The organism is Mycobacterium sp. URHB0021 (assembly GCF_054057895.1).
In genome coordinates, this window is record NZ_JBSRZT010000002.1 from 7,711,170 (window position 1) to 7,729,030 (window position 17,861).

Genomic DNA, 17,861 nt, shown 5'->3' on the forward strand with positions numbered 1-17,861 from the left:
AGAGGTGCATCGATGCCCATCGCGATCACTCCTGAACACAACGACCTGGCCGATTCGGTGCGGTCCTTGGTGGCGCGGGTGGCGCCGTCCGAGGTGCTGCAGGACGCGCTGGAGACTGCGATCCCAAATCCACCGCCCTATTGGAAGGCCGCGGCCGAGCAGGGCCTACAGGGTGTGCACCTCGCAGAATCCGTTGGCGGACAAGGGTTTGGCATCCTTGAACTGGCCATAGTCATCGCCGAGTTCGGCTACGGCGCCGTGCCGGGGCCGTTCGTCCCCTCGGCCATCGCCAGCGCGTTGATCTCCGCGAACGACCCCGATGCCAAGCTGCTGGGCGAGCTGGCGTCCGGCGACGTGATCGCCGCCTACGCCATCGACTCGGGGCTCACCGCCACCCGCCACGGGGACAGCCTGGTCATCCGCGGTGAGGTGCGTGCGGTGCCCGCGGCCGCGCAGGCGTCCGTGCTCGTATTGCCGGTGGCCATCGACAGTGGCGAAGAGTGGGTGGTGCTGGACGCGGATACGCTGGAAATCGAACCCGTCAAGAGCGTGGACCCGCTGCGGCCGCTGGCCCACGTGCGCGCGAACGCGGTCGAGGTCGGCGACGACCGGGTACTGAGCAACCTGAGTCGCACGCTGGCCCGTGCGCTGATGTCGACGCTGCTGTCCGCGGAGTCCATCGGCGTCGCCCGCTGGGCGACCGACACCGCGGCGGCCTACGCGAAGATCCGTGAGCAGTTCGGCCGCCCGATCGGTCAGTTCCAGGCGATCAAGCACAAGTGCGCGGGCATGATGGCGGACACCGAACAGGCCACCGCGGCGGTATGGGACGCCGCTCGCGCCATCGACGCGGCCCGCGAAAGCGGTTCGGAAGGCTCGAAATACGAATTCGCCGCCGCCGTCGCTGCCACGCTCGCGCCAGCCGCCGCACAGCACTGCGCGCAGGACTGCATCCAGGTACACGGTGGCATCGGCTTCACCTGGGAACACGACACCAACATCTATTACCGCCGGGCGCTCGTGCTGGCCGCGTGCTTCGGCCGCGCCGCGGACTATCCGCAACTGGTGGTGGACCTCGCGACGACGAGCGGGCTGCGCTCCGTCAACATCGACCTCGACCCGGAGACCACGGAGCTGCGGGACGCCATCCGGGCCGAAGTCGATGCGCTCAAGGCGCTACCGCGTGAAGAGCGCACGGTGGCGATCGCCGAGGGCGGCTGGGTGCAGCCGCATCTGCCGGTGCCGTGGGGACGTGCGTCGGGTCCGGTGGAGCAGATCATCATCGCCCAGGAGTTCAACAGCGGTCGCGTGCGCCGGCCCGCGATGGGCATCGCCGCCTGGATCATCCCGTCGATCGTCGCGTTCGGCACCGACGAGCAGAAGGAGCGTTTCCTGCCGCCGACCTTCCGCGGCGAGACGATCTGGTGTCAGCTCTTTTCCGAGCCAGGAGCCGGATCGGATCTGGCCAGCCTGACCACCAAGGCCACCAAGGTCGACGGCGGCTGGCGAATCACCGGGCAGAAGATCTGGACCACGGGTGCACAGGTCTCGGAGTGGGGCGCCCTGCTGGCGCGGACCGACCCGAACGCGCCGAAACACAACGGCATCACCTACTTCCTGCTCGACATGCGCAGCGACGGCATCGAGGTGAAGCCGCTGCGTGAACTGACCGGCAACGCGATGTTCAACACCGTGTTCATCGACGACGTCTTCGTTCCCGACGACCTGGTGCTCGGCGAGGTGAACCGCGGTTGGGAGGTCAGCCGCAACACCCTGACCGCCGAGCGGGTGTCGATCGGCTCCAGCGAACCGCCGTTCCTGCCCAGCCTGGATGGTTTCGTGGAGTTCATCCGCGACGGCCAGTTCGACCAGATCGGGCACGACCACGCGGGCCACCTGATCGCCGAGGGTCACGCGGCCAAGGTGCTGAACCTGCGGTCTACCCTGCTCACGCTGGCCGGGGGGGATCCGATGCCGGCGGCGGCGATATCCAAACTGTTGTCGATGAGGACCGGCCAGGGCTACGCGGAGTTCGCCGTGTCGTCGTTCGGCACCGACGGTGCGATCGGCGATCCCGACCAGCTGCCGGGCAGATGGGCCGAATATCTGCTCGCGAGCCGCGCCACCACGATTTACGGCGGCACGTCGGAGGTGCAGCTCAACATCATCGCCGAGCGACTGCTGGGGTTGCCCCGCGATCCGTAATCACTGTCCGGCGCGCAGCTCGAGGTCTACCATCTGAAGAGTTGGCAGCCGAAAGCGTTGGCATTGATATGAGTCTCATCGGACGGCGTCTTGCGCGCATTGTCGTCACCGGAGCGGCGGCGCTGGCTTTCCTGGCCACCCCCGTCGCCCTGTCCATCGGAAACGCTCCACAGGCGTCCGCGCGGCCCTGCTACAACGGCGTCATCCCCTGGGCTCCGTTTGTTCAGAGCTGCACGCTTCCCGGACCGCAGGCCCCGAGGGTGCGCGGAGCGGCGCCCGATGCGAACGCGATCATTGCCTGCCGGAACCATCCTGGCTGCTTGTCCTGGTACATCAACGGGGGCCCCTGACCGGTCGTCATGACCCATGACGCCGAAAAGCGGTTCGACCGGCCCGATGCGTTCCGCGCGGCAGCCAAATACACGGCCGCGGTTGTCGTGGTGGCCGCTATCGCGTTCGCCGTCTACGCACTGACCGCGAAACACTCCATGGTCGTCGCGTCGGTCGTCCCGGCGGTTTTGTTCCTCGGCGGGATCGGCGCGTTTATCCAGACCTACCGGCTATGGAAGGCCGAGGGGGCGTGGGTGCCGTGGCAGGGCGCCGGGTGGTTCCTGCTGACGCTGATGCTGTTCTGCCTGTCCATCCCGTGGGCGGCGGCCTCTTCCACTTCGGGCGTTTAGGGCAGGATCGAATCCACGTAGCCGCCGTCGACCCGCAGCGCGCCGCCCGTCGTCGCCGACGCCAGCGGAGACGCGAGATAGCCGACCATATTGGCGATTTCGTAGGGCTCGATGAGCCGCTCCAGTAGCGATTGCGGCCGGTGCTTGCGCATGAATTCTCGCTGCGCCTCGTCCCACGGCAGGGACTTGTCCACCAATTGGTAGACGAAGTCCTCGACGCCGGCGGTGTGCGTCGGCCCGGCGATGACCGAGTTGACCGTGACCCCACTGCCCTTGGCGTCCTTGGCGAAACCGCGGGACAACGCCAACAGCGCCGTCTTGGAAACCCCGTAGTGGATCATCTCCTCGGGGATCACAACCGCCGAGTCGCTGGCGATCTGCAGCACTCTGCCCCACCCGCGCTCGGTCATCCCGGGCAGATAGCTGCGGATAAGCCGTGCTGCCGCAAGAACATTCACCTCGAAGTAGGTGCGCCACTGCTCGTCGGTGATTTCGCGGGCAGGCACCGCCCCGAAGATGCCGAGGTTGTTCACCAGGATGTCGATGTCGGGAAGCTCCCGCAGCAGCGCGGCGGTCCCCTCCTCGGTCGCGACGTCCGCCGCCACGCCGATCACGTCACCCTGCAAATTGGCCACCGCTTCCTCGACGCGCGACGGGGTGCGGCCGTTCACCGCCACCCGGGCACCGGCGTTGGCCAATCCTTCGGCGATCGCCAGCCCGATGCCCTGGGTCGAGCCGGTGACGAGCGCGGTCTTTCCGGTCAGATCGATGTTCACGCCGCAGTACTACCACCGCGAGACGTCGGGTATTCCTGTCCGGCTACTCCACTTGTGCCTTCTGGTCGTCTCCGCCGACTTGCGCCTTCTCGTCGTCTCCGCCGACTTGCGCCTTCTAGTCGTCTCCGCCGACGGCCATGTCGCGGAGCTCGCGCTTCAAAACCTTCCCGGTCGGGTTGCGCGGCAGTTCGTCGAGGAAGACCACCTCGCGCGGCACCTTGTAGCGGGCCAGGTGATCGCGCACATACGTCTTGATGGTGTCCTCGTCCACACTGGCGCCCTCGGCCTTGACCACGAAGGCGCGCAGCCGGTGACCCCACTCTTTGTCCTCGACACCGAGCGCGGTCGCCTCGATGATCTCGGGGTGACCGCTGATCAGGTCCTCGACCTCGGCGGGGAAGACGTTCTCGCCACCCGAGACGATCATCTCGTCGTCGCGCCCGCTGACGTAGAGCAGGCCGTGCTCATCGAAATAGCCGACGTCACCCGACGACATCAAACCGTCGATGATCTGCTTGTGGCCGCCGCCGGTGTAGCCCTCGAACGGAAAGAAATTTCCGACGAAGATCCGGCCGACCTCACCCTGCGGCAGCTCGTGGCCGTTGTCGTCGAGGATCTTGACTCTGACGCCCTTGACCACGGGTCCGACCGTCGCAGGGTTGATCGACAGATCCCTCGGCCGCGCGATGGTCGCGAACGCGATCTCGGTCGACCCGTACAGGTTGTAGATGACCGGCCCGAGATCCTTCAGCGCGCGACTCGCCAGCTCGGCACCCAACTGCGATCCGGATACGAACACGATCCGCAGCGACGACAGATCGGGCTTGCGGTCCATCCCGTCCAGCGCGTCCAGGATGCGTGACAGCATGACCGGCACCACCACCATGCCGGTCACCTTGTGCTCCTCGATATCGGCCAGCACGGTCGCCGGCTTGAATCGGCGGCGCAACACCAGGGTCGTGCCGAGCATCATCGCGATGGTGGCATGAAGGAAGCCCAGCGCGTGGAACATCGGAGCGGGTAACGAGGTGACCTCACCCGATTTGAACGGGACGTGGGAGAGCACACCGCCGATCGGCGCGAGCGTGGGCGGTGTGCTTCGGTTCGCACCCTTCGGTGTTCCGGTGGTGCCGCTGGTCAGAATGATGATCGACGAGTGCCGGGTCGTCTTGGGTGCCGGCCTACCGCTGCTGCGGGCGACCAGTTCCTCCAGCGTTTCGTCGGTGCTGCTGGACGGCTCGTCCTTGTCCGGGTTCCTACCGAGGGCGCGCAGCTTGCCCAGCGGTGGTTCGGCCTTCGAGACCGCCTGGCAGTACTCGTCGTCGTAGATGATCACCTTCGCGCCCTCGCGCTCGGAGACCTCTTTGATCTGCGGACCCGAGAACTCGCTGTTGAGCAGGATGACGCGGGCACCGGTGCGCGCCGCGCCGTAGAGCGCGATCAGAAACCAGCGGTGATTGCGGGCCAGGATTGCGACGCCGTCGCCGCCCTTGATGCCCATCGCGAGCAAGCCGTTGGCCACTTCGTGGGCGGCATCGTCGAGCTCTTTGAAGGTCACCTCACCGTCGTCGTCGATGATCGCGGTGGCGTTGGGCGTGCGGCGCGCGTTGAGTGCCGGGATCATGCCGAACTCGCCCCAACGGCGAATATCGGCGAGCATCGCCGCGACGTTCTGCGGCGGTTCGAGCTTGAACGCGCCAGCCTGGAACATCTTGAGGGCGTAGTGCAGTTCCGCCGAGCCGCGTTCGGCGAGCTGGTTAACCTTGGCTACTGCCTGCAAAGGAAGATCAGTCAGCTTGGGCATGAGCCCACCCTATGTGACGGCCGTCGCACGGCGGCTCGGAACTTACCATGACAACATGCCCGCTTCGCTTCACCTCGAGGTCGACGGCCGGCAGGTGCCCATCACCAACCCCGACAAGGTCGTCTTTCCCGACCTGGGCGTGACCAAGATGGATTTGATGCGCTATTACGGCGAGGTTGCCGAGGGCGCGCTGCGCGGCGTGCGCGACCGGCCGATGATCCTCAAGCGGTTCGTGAAGGGCATCGCTGAGGAGGCGATCTTCCAGAAGCGGGCGCCCGAGAAGCGGCCCCACTTCATCGATGTGGCCGAGTTGAAGTACGCCTCCGGAACCTCGGCCAAGGAGGCCGTGCTCCACGAGGCCGCCGGGCTGGTGTGGGCGGTCAACCTCGGGTGCGTCGACCTGAATCCGCACCCGGTGCGCGCCGACGACCTCGACCATCCCGATGAGCTCCGCGTGGACCTCGACCCGATGCCCGGGGTCACGTGGCGCCAGATCCTCGACGTCGCCTTTGTCGCCCGCGAGGTTCTCGAGGACCACGGGCTCATCGCATGGCCGAAGACATCGGGATCCCGCGGCTTCCACATCTATGCGCGTATACAGCCCCGGTGGCCGTTCAAGTTCGTCCGGCTGGCCGCCGAAGCGGTGGCGCGCGAGGTCGAACGACGCGCACCGGCGCAGGCGACAGCGAGATGGTGGAAGGAGGAACGCGAAGGCGTCTTCGTGGATTTCAACCAGAACGCGAAGGACCGTACCGTGGCGTCGGCGTACTCCGTTCGCGCAACTCCGGATGCGCGGGTCTCTACACCGCTCTTCTGGGACGAGGTCGCCGGCTGCCGGCCCGAGAACTTCACGATCGCCACGGTGCCCAAGCGCTTCGCCGATTACGGTGACCCCTGGGAGGGTATGGATGATGCGGTCGGCAATTTAGACCAATTGCTCGACCTGGCGGACCGGTTGGGTCCCGCCGAGAAGGCCCCGCGGGGAGCGAAGAAGGGAACGGGTAGACGCCAGTCGGTCATGCCGCTGATCGAGGTCGCACGCACCAAGACCAAAGACGAGGCGATGGCCGCGCTCGACACGTGGCGCGAAAGATACCCGTCAGTAGCCGAAAAGCTGGCACCCGTCGACATTCTCGTGGACGGCATGCGTGGTCCCAGCTCGATCTGGTACCGGGTCCGGCTGAATCTGCAGCACGTACCCGAGGATCAGCGGCCTGCACAGGAGCCGTTGCTCGCCGATTACAACCCGTGGCAGAACTACACGGGCCCGCAGTGGCTTCGCGATAAGTGACCACATTCGGCCCGGTTTGCTGAGTCGGCAAAGTCGGTTCTTACCAAAGTATTAGCCGTTACACCCAGCAGCCTTAAATTGGTTCATTAACTTGAACCTCAACGGACGAGCGAAGGAGGCGCACATGTACGGCAATCCGACATTCGACTGCGATGGCGCCCAGGTTCGGGCTCACTGCCGACAGCTCGCGACGGTTGTGTCGATCACCGGTGACGTCGACGGCGAGAACGTCGATCGCATCAGTGCTCACACCAAGCGGTTCATCCTGGCGGAGAAGCCCGTCATCCTCGATCTGAGTGGCGTGAATTCTTTTTCACCAGAAAGCGTTTCATTGCTCTATTCGGTCGACGAGCGGTGTGTCGCCGCCGGTGTCGAGTGGTCGCTGATCGCCAGCACACCGGTCAACTGGGCGCTGCGGGTTTTCGACGACCAACTTCAGGTTCCGGTCACCGAATCGGTTCCCGAGGCGCTGAACCATTTCGCCGAAGCACTGACCGAGCGTCGCCGACTGCTACCGCTTCTCACGAAGTCCGCTTAGAAAGGAGGGCGATCACAGTGTTGCTAGACGTTCGATGGCTGACCTACCTCCTTCATCATCGGCGGCAGAAGGCCGCGCAGGCGCAGCTGGCGCTGCCACGCTGACAACCCGTTGGTCGCCCGTGTGCCGATGCCGTATCGGCGCTAGATGCCGGGCAGTTGGGGAAGTGTCCTCAGCGAGCTGATTCCGCTCGCCCTGGTGGTCTCGCTGTCACTGGTGTCGATCATCCCGGCTGTCCTGCTCGTGCTGCACAGCGAGCGGCCGAAGCCGACCGGACTGGCGTTTCTGGCCGGCTGGCTCCTCGGGCTGGCGGCCGTCACGACGATCTTCGTCCAAGTGCCCCGGCTGGACGATTCCGGACCGTCATGGACGGGCTGGCCGCGCATCGGGATCGGAGTCGTCCTGACAGGGTTCGGCGTGCGGCGATGGCTGACGCGCTCGTACCCGATCCACGAGCCGGCCTGGCTGCGCCGGATCAGTCGCATCACCCCCACTGCCGCCACAGCCATCGGGGTGGGGCTCACGCTGGTGCGGCCCAGGGTGCTCGTCGTGACCGCGGCGGCCGGGTTGATGATCGGCACGGCCAAGCTCGGGGTACCGGGTACGTGGCTGGCCATCGCCCACTACACCGTCATCGCGGGTTCGACGGTCGCAGTCCCGATACTGGCCTACTTCGTGGCGGGCCACCGGGTCGATCGTCGGCTCGAGCGGGTGAGGGACTGGCTGCTGCAGCGGCAGCATGCGGTGTTGACCGCCGTCATCCTCCTCGTCGTCGGCGTGGCGCTGGTGTACAGCGGTATCGCTGCTCTGTACTGACCATTGTTGCGTGCCAATTCTTTTCGCTGAACTCGCAATTGAAGCACGGCTTCAATAGGACGCGGCCTGCTGCGCCAGACTGAGCATCACATAGGCCACGGACAGGAGCACGTTCAGCACCAGGAGCACCATGCCGAGCACGATTAGCCATCGGATGGCGCAGCGCCGTCCGTGTTCGAACCTCGCGTGACGCTGCTGGCGCCGAATACCGGTGGCGGCCAGCGCAAAACCGACATCGGTCAGCTCGTCGTCCGCGGCGGGCGCGCCCGCCGACATCTCCCGGAGCCGGGCGGGCGGAATTCCGACCCCGACGTCGGCGAAGCGCCGGCTCAGCCGCCGAGCCTGTCTCCTGCCGAGCACCGGACCTCCCCATCCGGGCGTCCATGGGTCCAACGGCGTGGCCATGTTGTGGGATTCTCCTCCCCCGGGCTCGACTTCGAGCGCGATTTGCCGACTACACCCCTAGGGTCGAGGCATGAATCGCCTCGATCGCTTCTTCGAGCTTTCGGCACGAAAGTCCACGGTCGCCGCCGAGATCCGCGGCGGCGTAGTCACATTCATCGCGATGGCCTACATCATCGTGCTGAACCCGATCATCCTGTCGAGCCCCGAGGACGTCGTCGGGACCACGCTCGAGTTCGCACAGGTCTCGGCGATGACCTCGCTGGCCGCGGGATGTATGACGATCCTGTTCGGCATCGTGGCTCGGCTCCCGTTCGCATTCGCGGCCGGCCTCGGCATCAATTCATTTCTCGCCACCACCATGGTCGCTTCGCTCTCCTGGCCCGAGGCGATGGGCCTGGTCGTCATCAACGGCCTGATCATCGTGGTCCTGGCTGTCACAGGTCTGCGGAGGCTTGTCTTCGACGCGGTGCCGATGGAGCTCAAACTGGCGATCACCGCGGGCATCGGGCTGTTCATCCTCTTCATCGGGCTCGTCGACGCCGGCTTCATCAGCTCGACGGGGCGCCCGTCACCGCCGGTCGGACTGGGCGCCGGCGGCCTCGGCTCGATCACCACCGTGCCGACCGCCGTTTTCGTGCTGACGTTGTTCCTGACCGGCATCCTGGTTGCCCGGCGCGTGCGCGGCGGCATCCTCATCGGATTGGTGGCGGGCACCGTCGTCGCGATCGTCATCGAGGCGATCTGGCATCTCGGATCCGCGACCGAGCATTCCGGCGGCTGGTCCCTCTCGGTGCCGACGCTGTCGGGCTCGCCGTTCGCGCTTCCCGATCTGTCACTACTCGGCGACTTCAGTCTGGGCGGTAGCTTCGCCCGCATCGGCGTGCTCGCGGCCACCATGCTCTTGTTAACGCTGGTCTTCGCCAACTTCTTCGACGCGATGGGCACTTTCACGGGTTTGTCCCGTGAGGCGGGCCTCGCCGACGCACGGGGGACGTTTCCACGGTTGCGTTCGGCGCTGATCGTGGAGGGCGCCGGCGCGGTCGTCGGCGGTGCGACATCGGCGTCGTCCAACACGGTGTTCATCGAATCCGGCGCCGGTATCGAGGAGGGTGCCCGGACCGGGCTTGCGAACATCGTGACGGGCGTGTTGTTTCTGGCGGCGATGTTCGTCTCGCCGTTGGCCTCCATCGTCCCGACCGAGGTCGCGGCGGCCGCTTTGGTGATCGTGGGCGCGATGATGGCTTCCCACCTGCGTCACATCGAGCTCTCCGACTTCTCGATCGCGTTGCCCGTCGTGCTGACCGTGGCGACGATGCCGTTCTCCTACTCGATCGCCAATGGAATCGGTATCGGCTTCATCTCGTGGGTCGTCCTTCGGTCGGCGGCCGGCAAGGCCCGCGAGATCCGGCCGCTTCTCTGGATCGTCGCCGTCGGCTTCGTGTTCTATTTCGCGCGCAGCTGGATCGAGTCGCTCATCGGCGTGTGAGCCGGTTAGCTTCCGCCGACCTCGGCGGGCAGTGGAGGCGGCAACGGAGTGGGCGGCGTCGTCTTGGTGGGTGTGGCGGCTGCGGTCGGCGCTGCCTGCTTCGGCGTCGGCGACGTGGTCTGGCCGTGGAAATTCACCATCGGTTCGTCGCGGATCACCCGACTGCCTGCGCTGACGACCAACGCGCTCGAGGTCACCGTGTAGGTGACTCCATTGTTCTCGGCCGTGTATGCGCCGTCACCGGACTGCTTGGCGTCGACGACGAGCTTCGCGCCGTCGGTCACCCGCACACCGCGGTATTCGTACAGACCACCGGCAGACTTGCAGATGGCGACGCGCGAGGTCGCAGTGTCACCGAAGGCGACAGCCACATCCGGTGCGGTGCAGCGTGCAGTCGAGTCGACGAAACCGTGATCATCGGTGGCCGGCGCGGCGGTGGCTAGGGGCAAGCCGATGGCGAGCAATGTGGAGACCGCCGCCCCGGCGACGGTCAGGCGGCAGGCGGTCATTCGCGAAGAAGTCATCGATTCCACCAGACCATGCCTGCCGTATTTACGCGCGCATCGACTCATGGCTACGCAACATTGTTAGGTTTCTGAAACCGAACCGATGCTCCAGACGGACCAACCGCTGGACATCTCCGCCATCGTCCAGGACCACCGGCGTAGGCCGGGCCGCGGACATCGCCACACTGCCGAGGTCGTGATGATCGCCGCCGAGATCCCCGATTTGGTCCGCGATTGCGTGGCGGATCTGGTCAACCGACGTCATCGCCGCCTGTGCGCACGCCGCGGCACTGATTGGAACTCGTTCTACTGCCCCAGGCAAAGCACTTAGATCAGCTATATTGTCAGGCGCGCCGCACGCTCCAGCAGCCTTTGTGCCCCTACCTTCGTGGGGTGACGGTGACCAGCCCGGCCGGAGACGTCATCCAACTGGCGGCCGGCCATGTCGGTGCGACCGTGGCGCAGCTCGAACGTCGCATCCATGCCCGGTTCGGCGAGCGGGGGCTGACGAAGGCGGCGCGCGATCTCGGTCGCCTGGTCGGCCTGGTGCACAAGGAGGCGAACCTTTCGCGTGATCGGCTTCGGCGCCGGATCGTGGCCGCCCGCACTGTGAGCATCACGATCGTCGCAGCGACCGTGGCCGCGCTGGCGTTCAGCCTGCGCTCGGCCTTCATCGACGGGCTCGCACACACCGCCGACTGGTTTCCCCTCGTCGAGAGCAGCATGAACGATCTGGTGTTCGCTGCGATCGCGGTGGTGTTCCTCTGGGCATTTCCCGAATGGTTGGAACGCCGGGTGCTGCTGCGGTTGCTTCACCGGCTTCGCACGCTGGCTCACGTGATCGACATGCATCAACTCTCCAAGGACCCGGAGCAGGCCGGCACGTCCTACACCCCGACCGAGCAGAGCGTCCGCCACGGCCTGGACGCCGACCAGCTTTACCACTACCTCAACCATTGCTCGGAAATGCTCAGCCTGACGGCCAAGACGGCCGCCCCCTGCGCCGAGCACAGCGCCGACGGCGTGGTGCTCGAAACCATCTCCTACATCGAGACGTTGACAACCGAACTGTCCAACAAGATCTGGCAGAAGATCTCGTTGCTTCCCCGCGGCTAGGTCAATTGTCAAGCGTCTCGCCCGCCCTCAATAATGCTGTCCACGGGGATGATTGGCCCTGCGATGATGATTTTGCGTCCCGCGGCATCGGGTCGTGAGTTCCCATCGGGTAGCTACGCGGTACGCCCAGCGAATGGAACATGTTGGGCTCGATCGGCTCGATCGAGCGGGCGGATGTCTGAGGCGAGACGTGCGCGTACATACGCTGCGCCAGCACCTCATCAGCAGCCATCCCCTCTTGCAGGGCAACGGCTAACGGCTCCGACATCGATTCACCGTGACGCAGGACGAATGTCGACGTCGTGGTAATCCCTCGCCCGATTCAGCCGGTTCACCCGCAACAACGAAGCAATCCGCTTTGACAGAAGAACGCTTCGACATCTCCCAGTGTGACGCCACTGGCGACATTCGACGGCGCAATAGTCAATGTTGCAGGCAACAGCATCGGTCAATTACCGGTAGCCGGAATGACATTGACGAACACCGGGAAATAATCAGATGGCCCGCTGAGGAGGGCCGTCGCGGTGAAGCGGCCACGAACGGAACCACCAGGGGTGATATGGGGGATTCTCGGTCTGCATTGGGCAGGCATTCGACAGAGGACGCGGAGGTGCAGTGTGCGCGTAAGCGTGGCACGACATGTAGTGGTATTTGGTTTGATGGGTGGCGTTGTGTTCACCGCAGCAGGGTGTAATCAGCAGCCGCAACCCCAAGCTCAGCAAAACAATCTGAAGATTGTCGCGCAGGAGCAGATCGATCAGAACGGGGCGAAAGTGCCGACCGCCACGGGTGCCGCGCCTGCCGACCCGGCCGGGGACGGGAAGGCCAACTGCCCGCCGGTGTCGATCGCCGTGGCCACCTCGGTCAGTGGCCCGGAGGCCGCGCTGGGCGCCAACGTGAAGAACGGCGTGCAGTTGGCGGTCGACAAGCACAACGCCGCCAACCCTGGCTGCCAGGTGCAACTGAAATCCTTCGACACCGAGAACGATCCACAGAAGGCAACCGAAGTCGCACCGCAGATCGTCGATGACGCGAGCATTCTCGGTGTCGTCGGTCCGACCTTCTCCGGGGAGACCAAGGCCACCGGCGACATCTTCAACCAGGCCGGAGTGGTCGCGGCCACCCCGGGGGCGACGAACGTCACCCTCAGCCAGAACGGCTGGAAGACGTTCTTCCGCGGCCTGGCCAATGACGGCGTGCAGGCTCCCTCCGATGCGGCGTATCTCAAGAACGCGCTCGGCGACAAGAAGGTATGTGTCGTCGACGACAGCTCCGACTTCGGCGTCGGCTTCGCACAGTCGATGCATGCTGCGCTTGGTGCGGCTGAAGACGCGGCGTGCCGTATCTCGGTGAAGAAGGGAGACAAGGACTTCTCCGCGGCGGTCACCCAGATCAAGGGCGCGGGAGCCGACGCCGTCTTCTACGCCGGCTATTACACCGAGGCAGCGTTGTTCACTCAGCAACTCCGGGACGCCGGAGTCACTGCGACCTTCGCTTCCGCCGACGGCTCAAAAGATCCCGAGTACGTCAAGCAGGCCGGTGCGGCGGCAAAGGACGCCTTGCTGTCGTGCCCTTGCGGCCCCGCCGCGGGATCATTCCTCGACGAGTACACCAAGAAGTTCGGCCAGGAGCCCGGCACGTACAGCACCGAGGCCTACGATTTGGCCACGATCTTCGTCAAGGGGATCGACTCCGGTATCACCACCCGCCAGGGGCTGCTGGACTATGTCCGCAACTACAACGGACAGGGTGTCGGGCGCCACTACCAGTGGAACCCGGACGGCGAGTTGACCACCTCCTTGATCTGGATGTACAAGGTCCAGTAGATCGCACCGGCGACTCACTCGTCAGTGCCTGGCACCGGCGAGTGAGTCGCCGAGCGTCCAGATGGCCACGCCGATGAGAACCAGGTCCTTGAGCAGAAACTGGCCCGGCTGCGCAGAAAGGACGGGCAGCCCCCAGGCGTGGGTCGTCACGACACCGGGCGAGGTGAACAAGAAGCTCAATGTGCCGAGGAACAGGGCAACGGCCAGCGCGCTGCCGACCGCCGAAACTCGTGGCCACCGCGGACGTAGCGCAATCAGAAGCGCGGCAACGATTTCCATCGTGCCCAACCCTCGCGCGACGGTGGTGACACTGAGGTAGTCGTAGATCCAGCTCATCAGCGGACTGTGCTCGATGAGCACACGTGCTTCCATCTTGACGTACTTGCCGAAGCCGATCCAGGCCAAGACGGTGACCAGACCATAGCGAGTCACCTGCCGGCCCGCCTCCATCAGCAGGAAGGCAGCCTTCCCGTACACGTTGGCGGCCGTGACCTCGGATACAGCCATGCGTATGCCTCTCTTTCCCTGGACCGTTCTGGCCAAAGACACTGGTGCAGCGCCAGTCTGGCCTTGCATTACGGACATCCATTGATTGATCCTTGAAGATTCGATAAAGAAAACGGGCCTACCACGGGCAATGCTTCGACGCGGCGCGGATCGGCGGGCACTATGGGTACATGGACAACGCCGCCGCACCGCCCGCGGTCCAGGAGTTGCGGGCGCTGGTGGTGGACGACGAGGTGCCGCTGGCCGACGTGGTCGCGAGCTATCTGAAACGGGAGATGTTCGAAGTTCACCTCGCCCATGACGGCCGCGATGCCCTTGCCATGGCGCGCGAGGCCGATCCCGACGTGGTCATCCTCGACATCGGCCTGCCCGGTGTCAACGGGATCGAGGTGTGCAGGCAACTCCGGGCCTTCTCGGACGCCTACATCATCATGTTGACCGCGCGCGACACCGAATTGGACACCATCGTCGGCCTGTCCGTGGGCGCCGACGACTACGTCACCAAGCCGTTCAGTCCCCGCGAACTGGTGGCCCGCATCCGTGCGATGTTGCGGAGGCCCCGTCGCGCAACGACATCCGGCGTGAATTCCGGCGAGATTGTCATTCCTCCCCGCGTCTTCGGCGCGCTCCGCATCAACGTCGACAGCCGGGAGGTTCACCTGGATGAGACACCGATCATGTTGACCCGCACCGAGTTCGATGTGCTCGCGGCCCTGTCCGCGCGCCCGGGTACGGTGCTCACCAGGCGACACCTGCTCGAAACCATATGGGGCGACTCATGGGTCGGCGCCGACAACGTCGTCGATGTGCACATCGGGCACTTGCGCCGAAAGCTGGGCGACAACCCCGCTACGCCGCGCTATGTCACCACTGTGCGCGGCGTCGGATACCGGATGGGCACAGGATGATGGCGCGCGGCATCCGCGGGCAGCTGCTGGTCGCCAATTCGGTCGTCGTCATCGCAGGTATCGCGACGACGAGTGTGGTGGCCGCCATCGTGGGACCGCCGATGTTCCGCAGGCTCATGGACGAGGCGGTCCCCCCGGGCGGCAACGATCCCTACGAACACGCATTCCGGGACGCGACCGCGATGTCCGTCGGAATCGCGTTGGCCGTGTCCGCGTTGGCGGCACTGACCCTGAGTTGGTACCTCAGCCGCCGGGTACACCGATCCGCCACGGCTCTGTCCGATGCGGCATCCGCGGTTGCCAACGGACACTACGACATTCGCGTTCCACCGCCGCACCTCGGGAAGGAATTCGACGCTGTCGCCGCGGCCTTCAACACGATGGCCCGGCAACTCGGGGTGGTCGACGACACCCGCCGCCAGATGCTCGCCGACCTCGCACATGAGATCAGGACGCCGGTCGCGGTGCTCGACGCCTACATGGAGGCATTGGAGGACGGCGTGCAGCGTCTCGACGAGGAGACGATCAGCACGCTGCGTGACCAGACGCGCCGGCTCACCCGCTTCAGCGTCGATGTCAACGCACTGTCTGTCGCAGAGGGCCGCGCGGCATCCGTCGATGCTCAGTGGGTGTCGGCCGAAACCCTGATATCCACCGCCGTTTCGGCGTTCACTCCCCGGTACAACACGAAGGGCGTGACATTGACGGCGCGCGTCGCGAATGGCCTGCCCCAGGTGTGGGCCGATCCGCAGCGACTCGGCCAGGTGCTCGGCAATCTGCTCGACAATGCACTGCGTCATTCGGGACGGGGCGGGACGGTCGGGGTGGCCGCCACGACCGTTCACGACGGATTGGTGATCACGATGTCGGACGACGGCGACGGGGTGGCGCCCGAACATCTGCCGCGGCTGTTCGACCGCTTCTACCGGGTGGACGGCGCCCGCGATCGCCGGCATGGGGGCGCCGGTATCGGGCTGGCCATCGCCAAAGCGCTCGTGGAGGCGCACGACGGCCACATCGACGTACACAGCGAGGGACCCGGAACCGGGTGCACGTTCACCATCACCCTGCCGTTGCGGCGGGCAGCGCCTTCTGAAATGAGTTTGCCCGAAGCAGGATAGCGGGCAGCGCCTCGGGCCGGCACCGCCGCCAGACGGTGGGTCGGCACCCGGTGACGACGGAGTTTGCCCGCGAACAGCCGCGCCCGACGCGCCCATTGCTGGCGGCGACGTCCCGGTGGGGCCGGCAGGACGAGCACGTCGCGGCCAAACCTCGATCGTGATACTTCACCAGGCAACTACCGGATGCGAATGGAGTGCGCCGCCTCGGCGGGGCGGTCAAAAGCGTCCGATCGGAAGTGAATAGTTTTGCCTCCGCCGTACGTTGGTTAACGGCATGGCGACTTTTCCCCGGAAGGCGCTGAGGACCATCGGCCTTGTGGAGAGGCATGTGCGTCGGTGCCTGCTTCACACCGCGACAGTTTCCGGCCGTTCCTTTCTAACACAGTGCGGTCAGCTCGGCACCGTTTCCATTCCGTGTGTCCTCGCCATTTTCGACACGCCAGTCGCCCAGTACGCGCCCGACGTCTGGCGGAGGAAGCGGTCATGACCTACAACGGAACCCACAGCGGGCCAGTGGATCCGTTCGGCGGCGCCGGCTTCACGGGGGCGTTACCCGGCCCGGACCCGCGGCCGCCGGAGCCACCTCGCCCGTCCGGGACGGACGCCAAGACACTGGCCACATTGTCGATCGTGTTCGCGTTCGTGTTCGCGCCGGTGGGTGTGGTGCTCGGCCACTTGGCGCTTTCGCAGATCAAGGTCGGCAGACGGCAGGGCCGCGACCGTGCGCTCGTCGGCCTGACGTTGTCTTATGTGTTCCTCCTGTTCGCGATCGTCGGATTGGTCTTGTGGGCGATCACGGCCCGCACCGGTCAGTCATCATCCCCGGCGCAACCCGTGACCACCGCCGCGGCGCCGCCGCCGCCGACCGCGGATGTGCAAACGACCGTTGTCACCCCTGCGCCGCCCGTCCGGCGGACGGTGAACGTCGAAGATCTCCGGGCCGGCGATTGCGTCGAGATCCAGCAAACCCAGCCTGACCCGAATAACGCTGATAGCCAGTTGATCAAAATTTATCCAGTGAACTGCGAGGGTCGCGATGGTGTGTTTCGCGTCGACATGGTGTCGTCATCGACAAACCCCTGCACCGACGAGTACCTGGCCAACAGGACGAACACCGTCTTCGCCTGCATCACGAAGTTCAGGGGTTGACGCCATGTCCGGTGGCCGCGCACTGAAGAGGTTCGTGCGATGACCGTCGCAGGAGATCCTTTCCGCCAGCCGCCGGTGCATGCGTCGACTCCGCCGAGCGGGCCGTCCGGCACCGTTCACATGCCGCCTGCGGCGCTGTGGCCATTCACTCCTTCCGGTGAAACTCCGTACCCACCACCGAAACAGTCCCACAACACGCTCGCCGTGCTGGCTCCTGTCTTCGCCGTCGTGCTGCCACCCGTCGGTGTGATTCTGGGTCACTGGGCGCTGGTGCAGATCCGCCGATCGGGCGAACCGGGACGCACGGCCGCGATCTGGGGCTTGATCATCGGCTACGTGCTGACCGTGGCGCTGATCGCCGCTTTGATCGTGTGGGCTGTCGTGAGTCCGTCTCAACGGCCCCAGTCGGTGCCGAACACGGGCACCATACCGGCAGCGCCGGCGCTGCCGCAGGTACTCCCACCGGTGGTGGTGACATCGGTGGCGCCGCCGCCGATCACACGCCGGGTAAAACTCGACCTCGCGCAGGTGACCGTCGGCACCTGCGCCGAGATACAGAAGCGCGATCTCGGCGACGATGCGCTCGACCTGTTCGGGGTCCCGTGCGAGCACCGCCAGGGCGTGTACACGGTCGTGGGTCGCGTCACGACCGACATGAACTGCCAGTCCACCTATGTCGCAGCGCCACCCGATCATTCGTTCGCACTCTGCCTCAACGAGTTCTGAC

Annotated in this window: 19 protein-coding genes; 14 read left to right on the forward strand and 5 right to left on the reverse strand. The window is 65.5% G+C overall.

All coding sequences use genetic code 11. The features are described 5' to 3' along the window. Window positions 1-12 precede the first annotated feature (12 nt). From ACVWWN_RS39860 to ACVWWN_RS39870, 3 genes are all read left to right on the forward strand, one after another. Window positions 13-2,205: an acyl-CoA dehydrogenase gene (locus ACVWWN_RS39860; protein ID WP_457148799.1), complete on the forward strand. Its 2,193-nt coding sequence runs from the start codon at window positions 13-15 to the stop codon at window positions 2,203-2,205. A 68-nt stretch (window positions 2,206-2,273) separates the two neighbouring features. Then, window positions 2,274-2,555 carry a hypothetical protein gene (locus ACVWWN_RS39865; RefSeq protein ID WP_457148800.1) on the forward strand — a complete coding sequence of 94 codons (282 nt, stop codon included), beginning with the start codon at window positions 2,274-2,276 and terminating at the stop codon, window positions 2,553-2,555. A gap of 9 nt (window positions 2,556-2,564) precedes the next feature. Continuing rightward, entirely contained in the window at window positions 2,565-2,885 is a 321-nt protein-coding gene (locus ACVWWN_RS39870) for a hypothetical protein (RefSeq protein ID WP_457148801.1), read from the forward strand. Here ACVWWN_RS39870 and ACVWWN_RS39875 read toward each other — a convergent pair. After that, window positions 2,882-3,661, reverse strand: a complete 780-nt coding sequence (locus ACVWWN_RS39875) for an SDR family NAD(P)-dependent oxidoreductase (RefSeq protein ID WP_457148802.1) — start codon at window positions 3,659-3,661, stop codon at window positions 2,882-2,884. The two genes, ACVWWN_RS39870 and ACVWWN_RS39875, sit on opposite strands and share 4 nt — an antisense overlap. 115 nt (window positions 3,662-3,776) lie before the next feature. Then, window positions 3,777-5,465, reverse strand: coding sequence for a long-chain-fatty-acid--CoA ligase FadD2 (gene fadD2, locus ACVWWN_RS39880; RefSeq protein WP_457148803.1), 1,689 nt, complete (start codon window positions 5,463-5,465; stop codon window positions 3,777-3,779). 55 nt (window positions 5,466-5,520) lie between these two features. Here fadD2 and ACVWWN_RS39885 point away from each other — a divergent pair, with 55 nt between their 5' ends. The 3 genes from ACVWWN_RS39885 to ACVWWN_RS39895 all read left to right on the forward strand — a co-directional run bounded on the left by ACVWWN_RS39885 (window position 5,521) and on the right by ACVWWN_RS39895 (window position 8,110). After that, on the forward strand, window positions 5,521-6,756 hold the full coding sequence (locus tag ACVWWN_RS39885) for a DNA polymerase domain-containing protein (RefSeq protein WP_457148804.1): 1,236 nt from the start codon (window positions 5,521-5,523) through the stop codon (window positions 6,754-6,756). A gap of 124 nt (window positions 6,757-6,880) precedes the next feature. Next, entirely contained in the window at window positions 6,881-7,294 is a 414-nt protein-coding gene (locus ACVWWN_RS39890; protein ID WP_457148805.1) for an STAS domain-containing protein, read from the forward strand. 147 nt (window positions 7,295-7,441) lie between these two features. After that, window positions 7,442-8,110 (forward strand): GAP family protein, encoded by a 669-nt coding sequence (locus tag ACVWWN_RS39895; RefSeq protein ID WP_457148806.1) that lies wholly within the window; start codon window positions 7,442-7,444, stop codon window positions 8,108-8,110. A gap of 51 nt (window positions 8,111-8,161) precedes the next feature. Here ACVWWN_RS39895 and ACVWWN_RS39900 read toward each other — a convergent pair whose 3' ends face one another. After that, window positions 8,162-8,515, reverse strand: a complete 354-nt coding sequence (locus ACVWWN_RS39900) for a hypothetical protein (RefSeq protein WP_457148807.1) — start codon at window positions 8,513-8,515, stop codon at window positions 8,162-8,164. A 70-nt stretch (window positions 8,516-8,585) separates the two neighbouring features. On the opposite strand from ACVWWN_RS39900, the gene ACVWWN_RS39905 reads away from it, so the two are divergent. Then, window positions 8,586-10,001 (forward strand): NCS2 family permease, encoded by a 1,416-nt coding sequence (locus ACVWWN_RS39905; protein ID WP_457148808.1) that lies wholly within the window; start codon window positions 8,586-8,588, stop codon window positions 9,999-10,001. A gap of 5 nt (window positions 10,002-10,006) precedes the next feature. Here the strand turns inward: ACVWWN_RS39905 and ACVWWN_RS39910 are convergent, their stop codons facing one another. Further along, window positions 10,007-10,525: a hypothetical protein gene (locus ACVWWN_RS39910; RefSeq protein ID WP_457148809.1), complete on the reverse strand. Its 519-nt coding sequence runs from the start codon at window positions 10,523-10,525 to the stop codon at window positions 10,007-10,009. A gap of 85 nt (window positions 10,526-10,610) precedes the next feature. On the opposite strand from ACVWWN_RS39910, the gene ACVWWN_RS39915 reads away from it, so the two are divergent. From ACVWWN_RS39915 to ACVWWN_RS39925, 3 genes are all read left to right on the forward strand, one after another. After that, window positions 10,611-10,838, forward strand: a complete 228-nt coding sequence (locus ACVWWN_RS39915; RefSeq protein WP_457148810.1) for a hypothetical protein — start codon at window positions 10,611-10,613, stop codon at window positions 10,836-10,838. Window positions 10,839-10,900: 62 nt separating this feature from the next. Next, window positions 10,901-11,623 (forward strand): hypothetical protein, encoded by a 723-nt coding sequence (locus ACVWWN_RS39920; protein ID WP_457148811.1) that lies wholly within the window; start codon window positions 10,901-10,903, stop codon window positions 11,621-11,623. Window positions 11,624-12,240: 617 nt separating this feature from the next. After that, window positions 12,241-13,449 carry a branched-chain amino acid ABC transporter substrate-binding protein gene (locus tag ACVWWN_RS39925; RefSeq protein ID WP_457148812.1) on the forward strand — a complete coding sequence of 403 codons (1,209 nt, stop codon included), beginning with the start codon at window positions 12,241-12,243 and terminating at the stop codon, window positions 13,447-13,449. A gap of 21 nt (window positions 13,450-13,470) precedes the next feature. Here the strand turns inward: ACVWWN_RS39925 and ACVWWN_RS39930 are convergent, their stop codons facing one another. Continuing rightward, window positions 13,471-13,899 (reverse strand): DUF417 family protein, encoded by a 429-nt coding sequence (locus ACVWWN_RS39930; protein ID WP_457149459.1) that lies wholly within the window; start codon window positions 13,897-13,899, stop codon window positions 13,471-13,473. 227 nt (window positions 13,900-14,126) lie between these two features. On the opposite strand from ACVWWN_RS39930, the gene ACVWWN_RS39935 reads away from it, so the two are divergent. The 4 genes from ACVWWN_RS39935 to ACVWWN_RS39950 all read left to right on the forward strand — a co-directional run bounded on the left by ACVWWN_RS39935 (window position 14,127) and on the right by ACVWWN_RS39950 (window position 17,860). Continuing rightward, entirely contained in the window at window positions 14,127-14,864 is a 738-nt protein-coding gene (locus ACVWWN_RS39935) for a response regulator transcription factor (protein ID WP_457148813.1), read from the forward strand. Further along, a complete protein-coding gene (locus ACVWWN_RS39940) occupies window positions 14,861-15,985 on the forward strand; it encodes a HAMP domain-containing sensor histidine kinase (RefSeq protein WP_457148814.1) in 1,125 nt (374 codons plus the stop codon). Before ACVWWN_RS39935 ends, ACVWWN_RS39940 begins: the two co-directional genes overlap by 4 nt. 483 nt (window positions 15,986-16,468) lie before the next feature. Continuing rightward, a complete protein-coding gene (locus ACVWWN_RS39945; protein WP_457148815.1) occupies window positions 16,469-17,134 on the forward strand; it encodes a DUF4190 domain-containing protein in 666 nt (221 codons plus the stop codon). 39 nt (window positions 17,135-17,173) lie between these two features. Beyond that, window positions 17,174-17,860, forward strand: coding sequence for a DUF4190 domain-containing protein (locus ACVWWN_RS39950; RefSeq protein ID WP_457148816.1), 687 nt, complete (start codon window positions 17,174-17,176; stop codon window positions 17,858-17,860). Window position 17,861 lies beyond the last annotated feature (1 nt).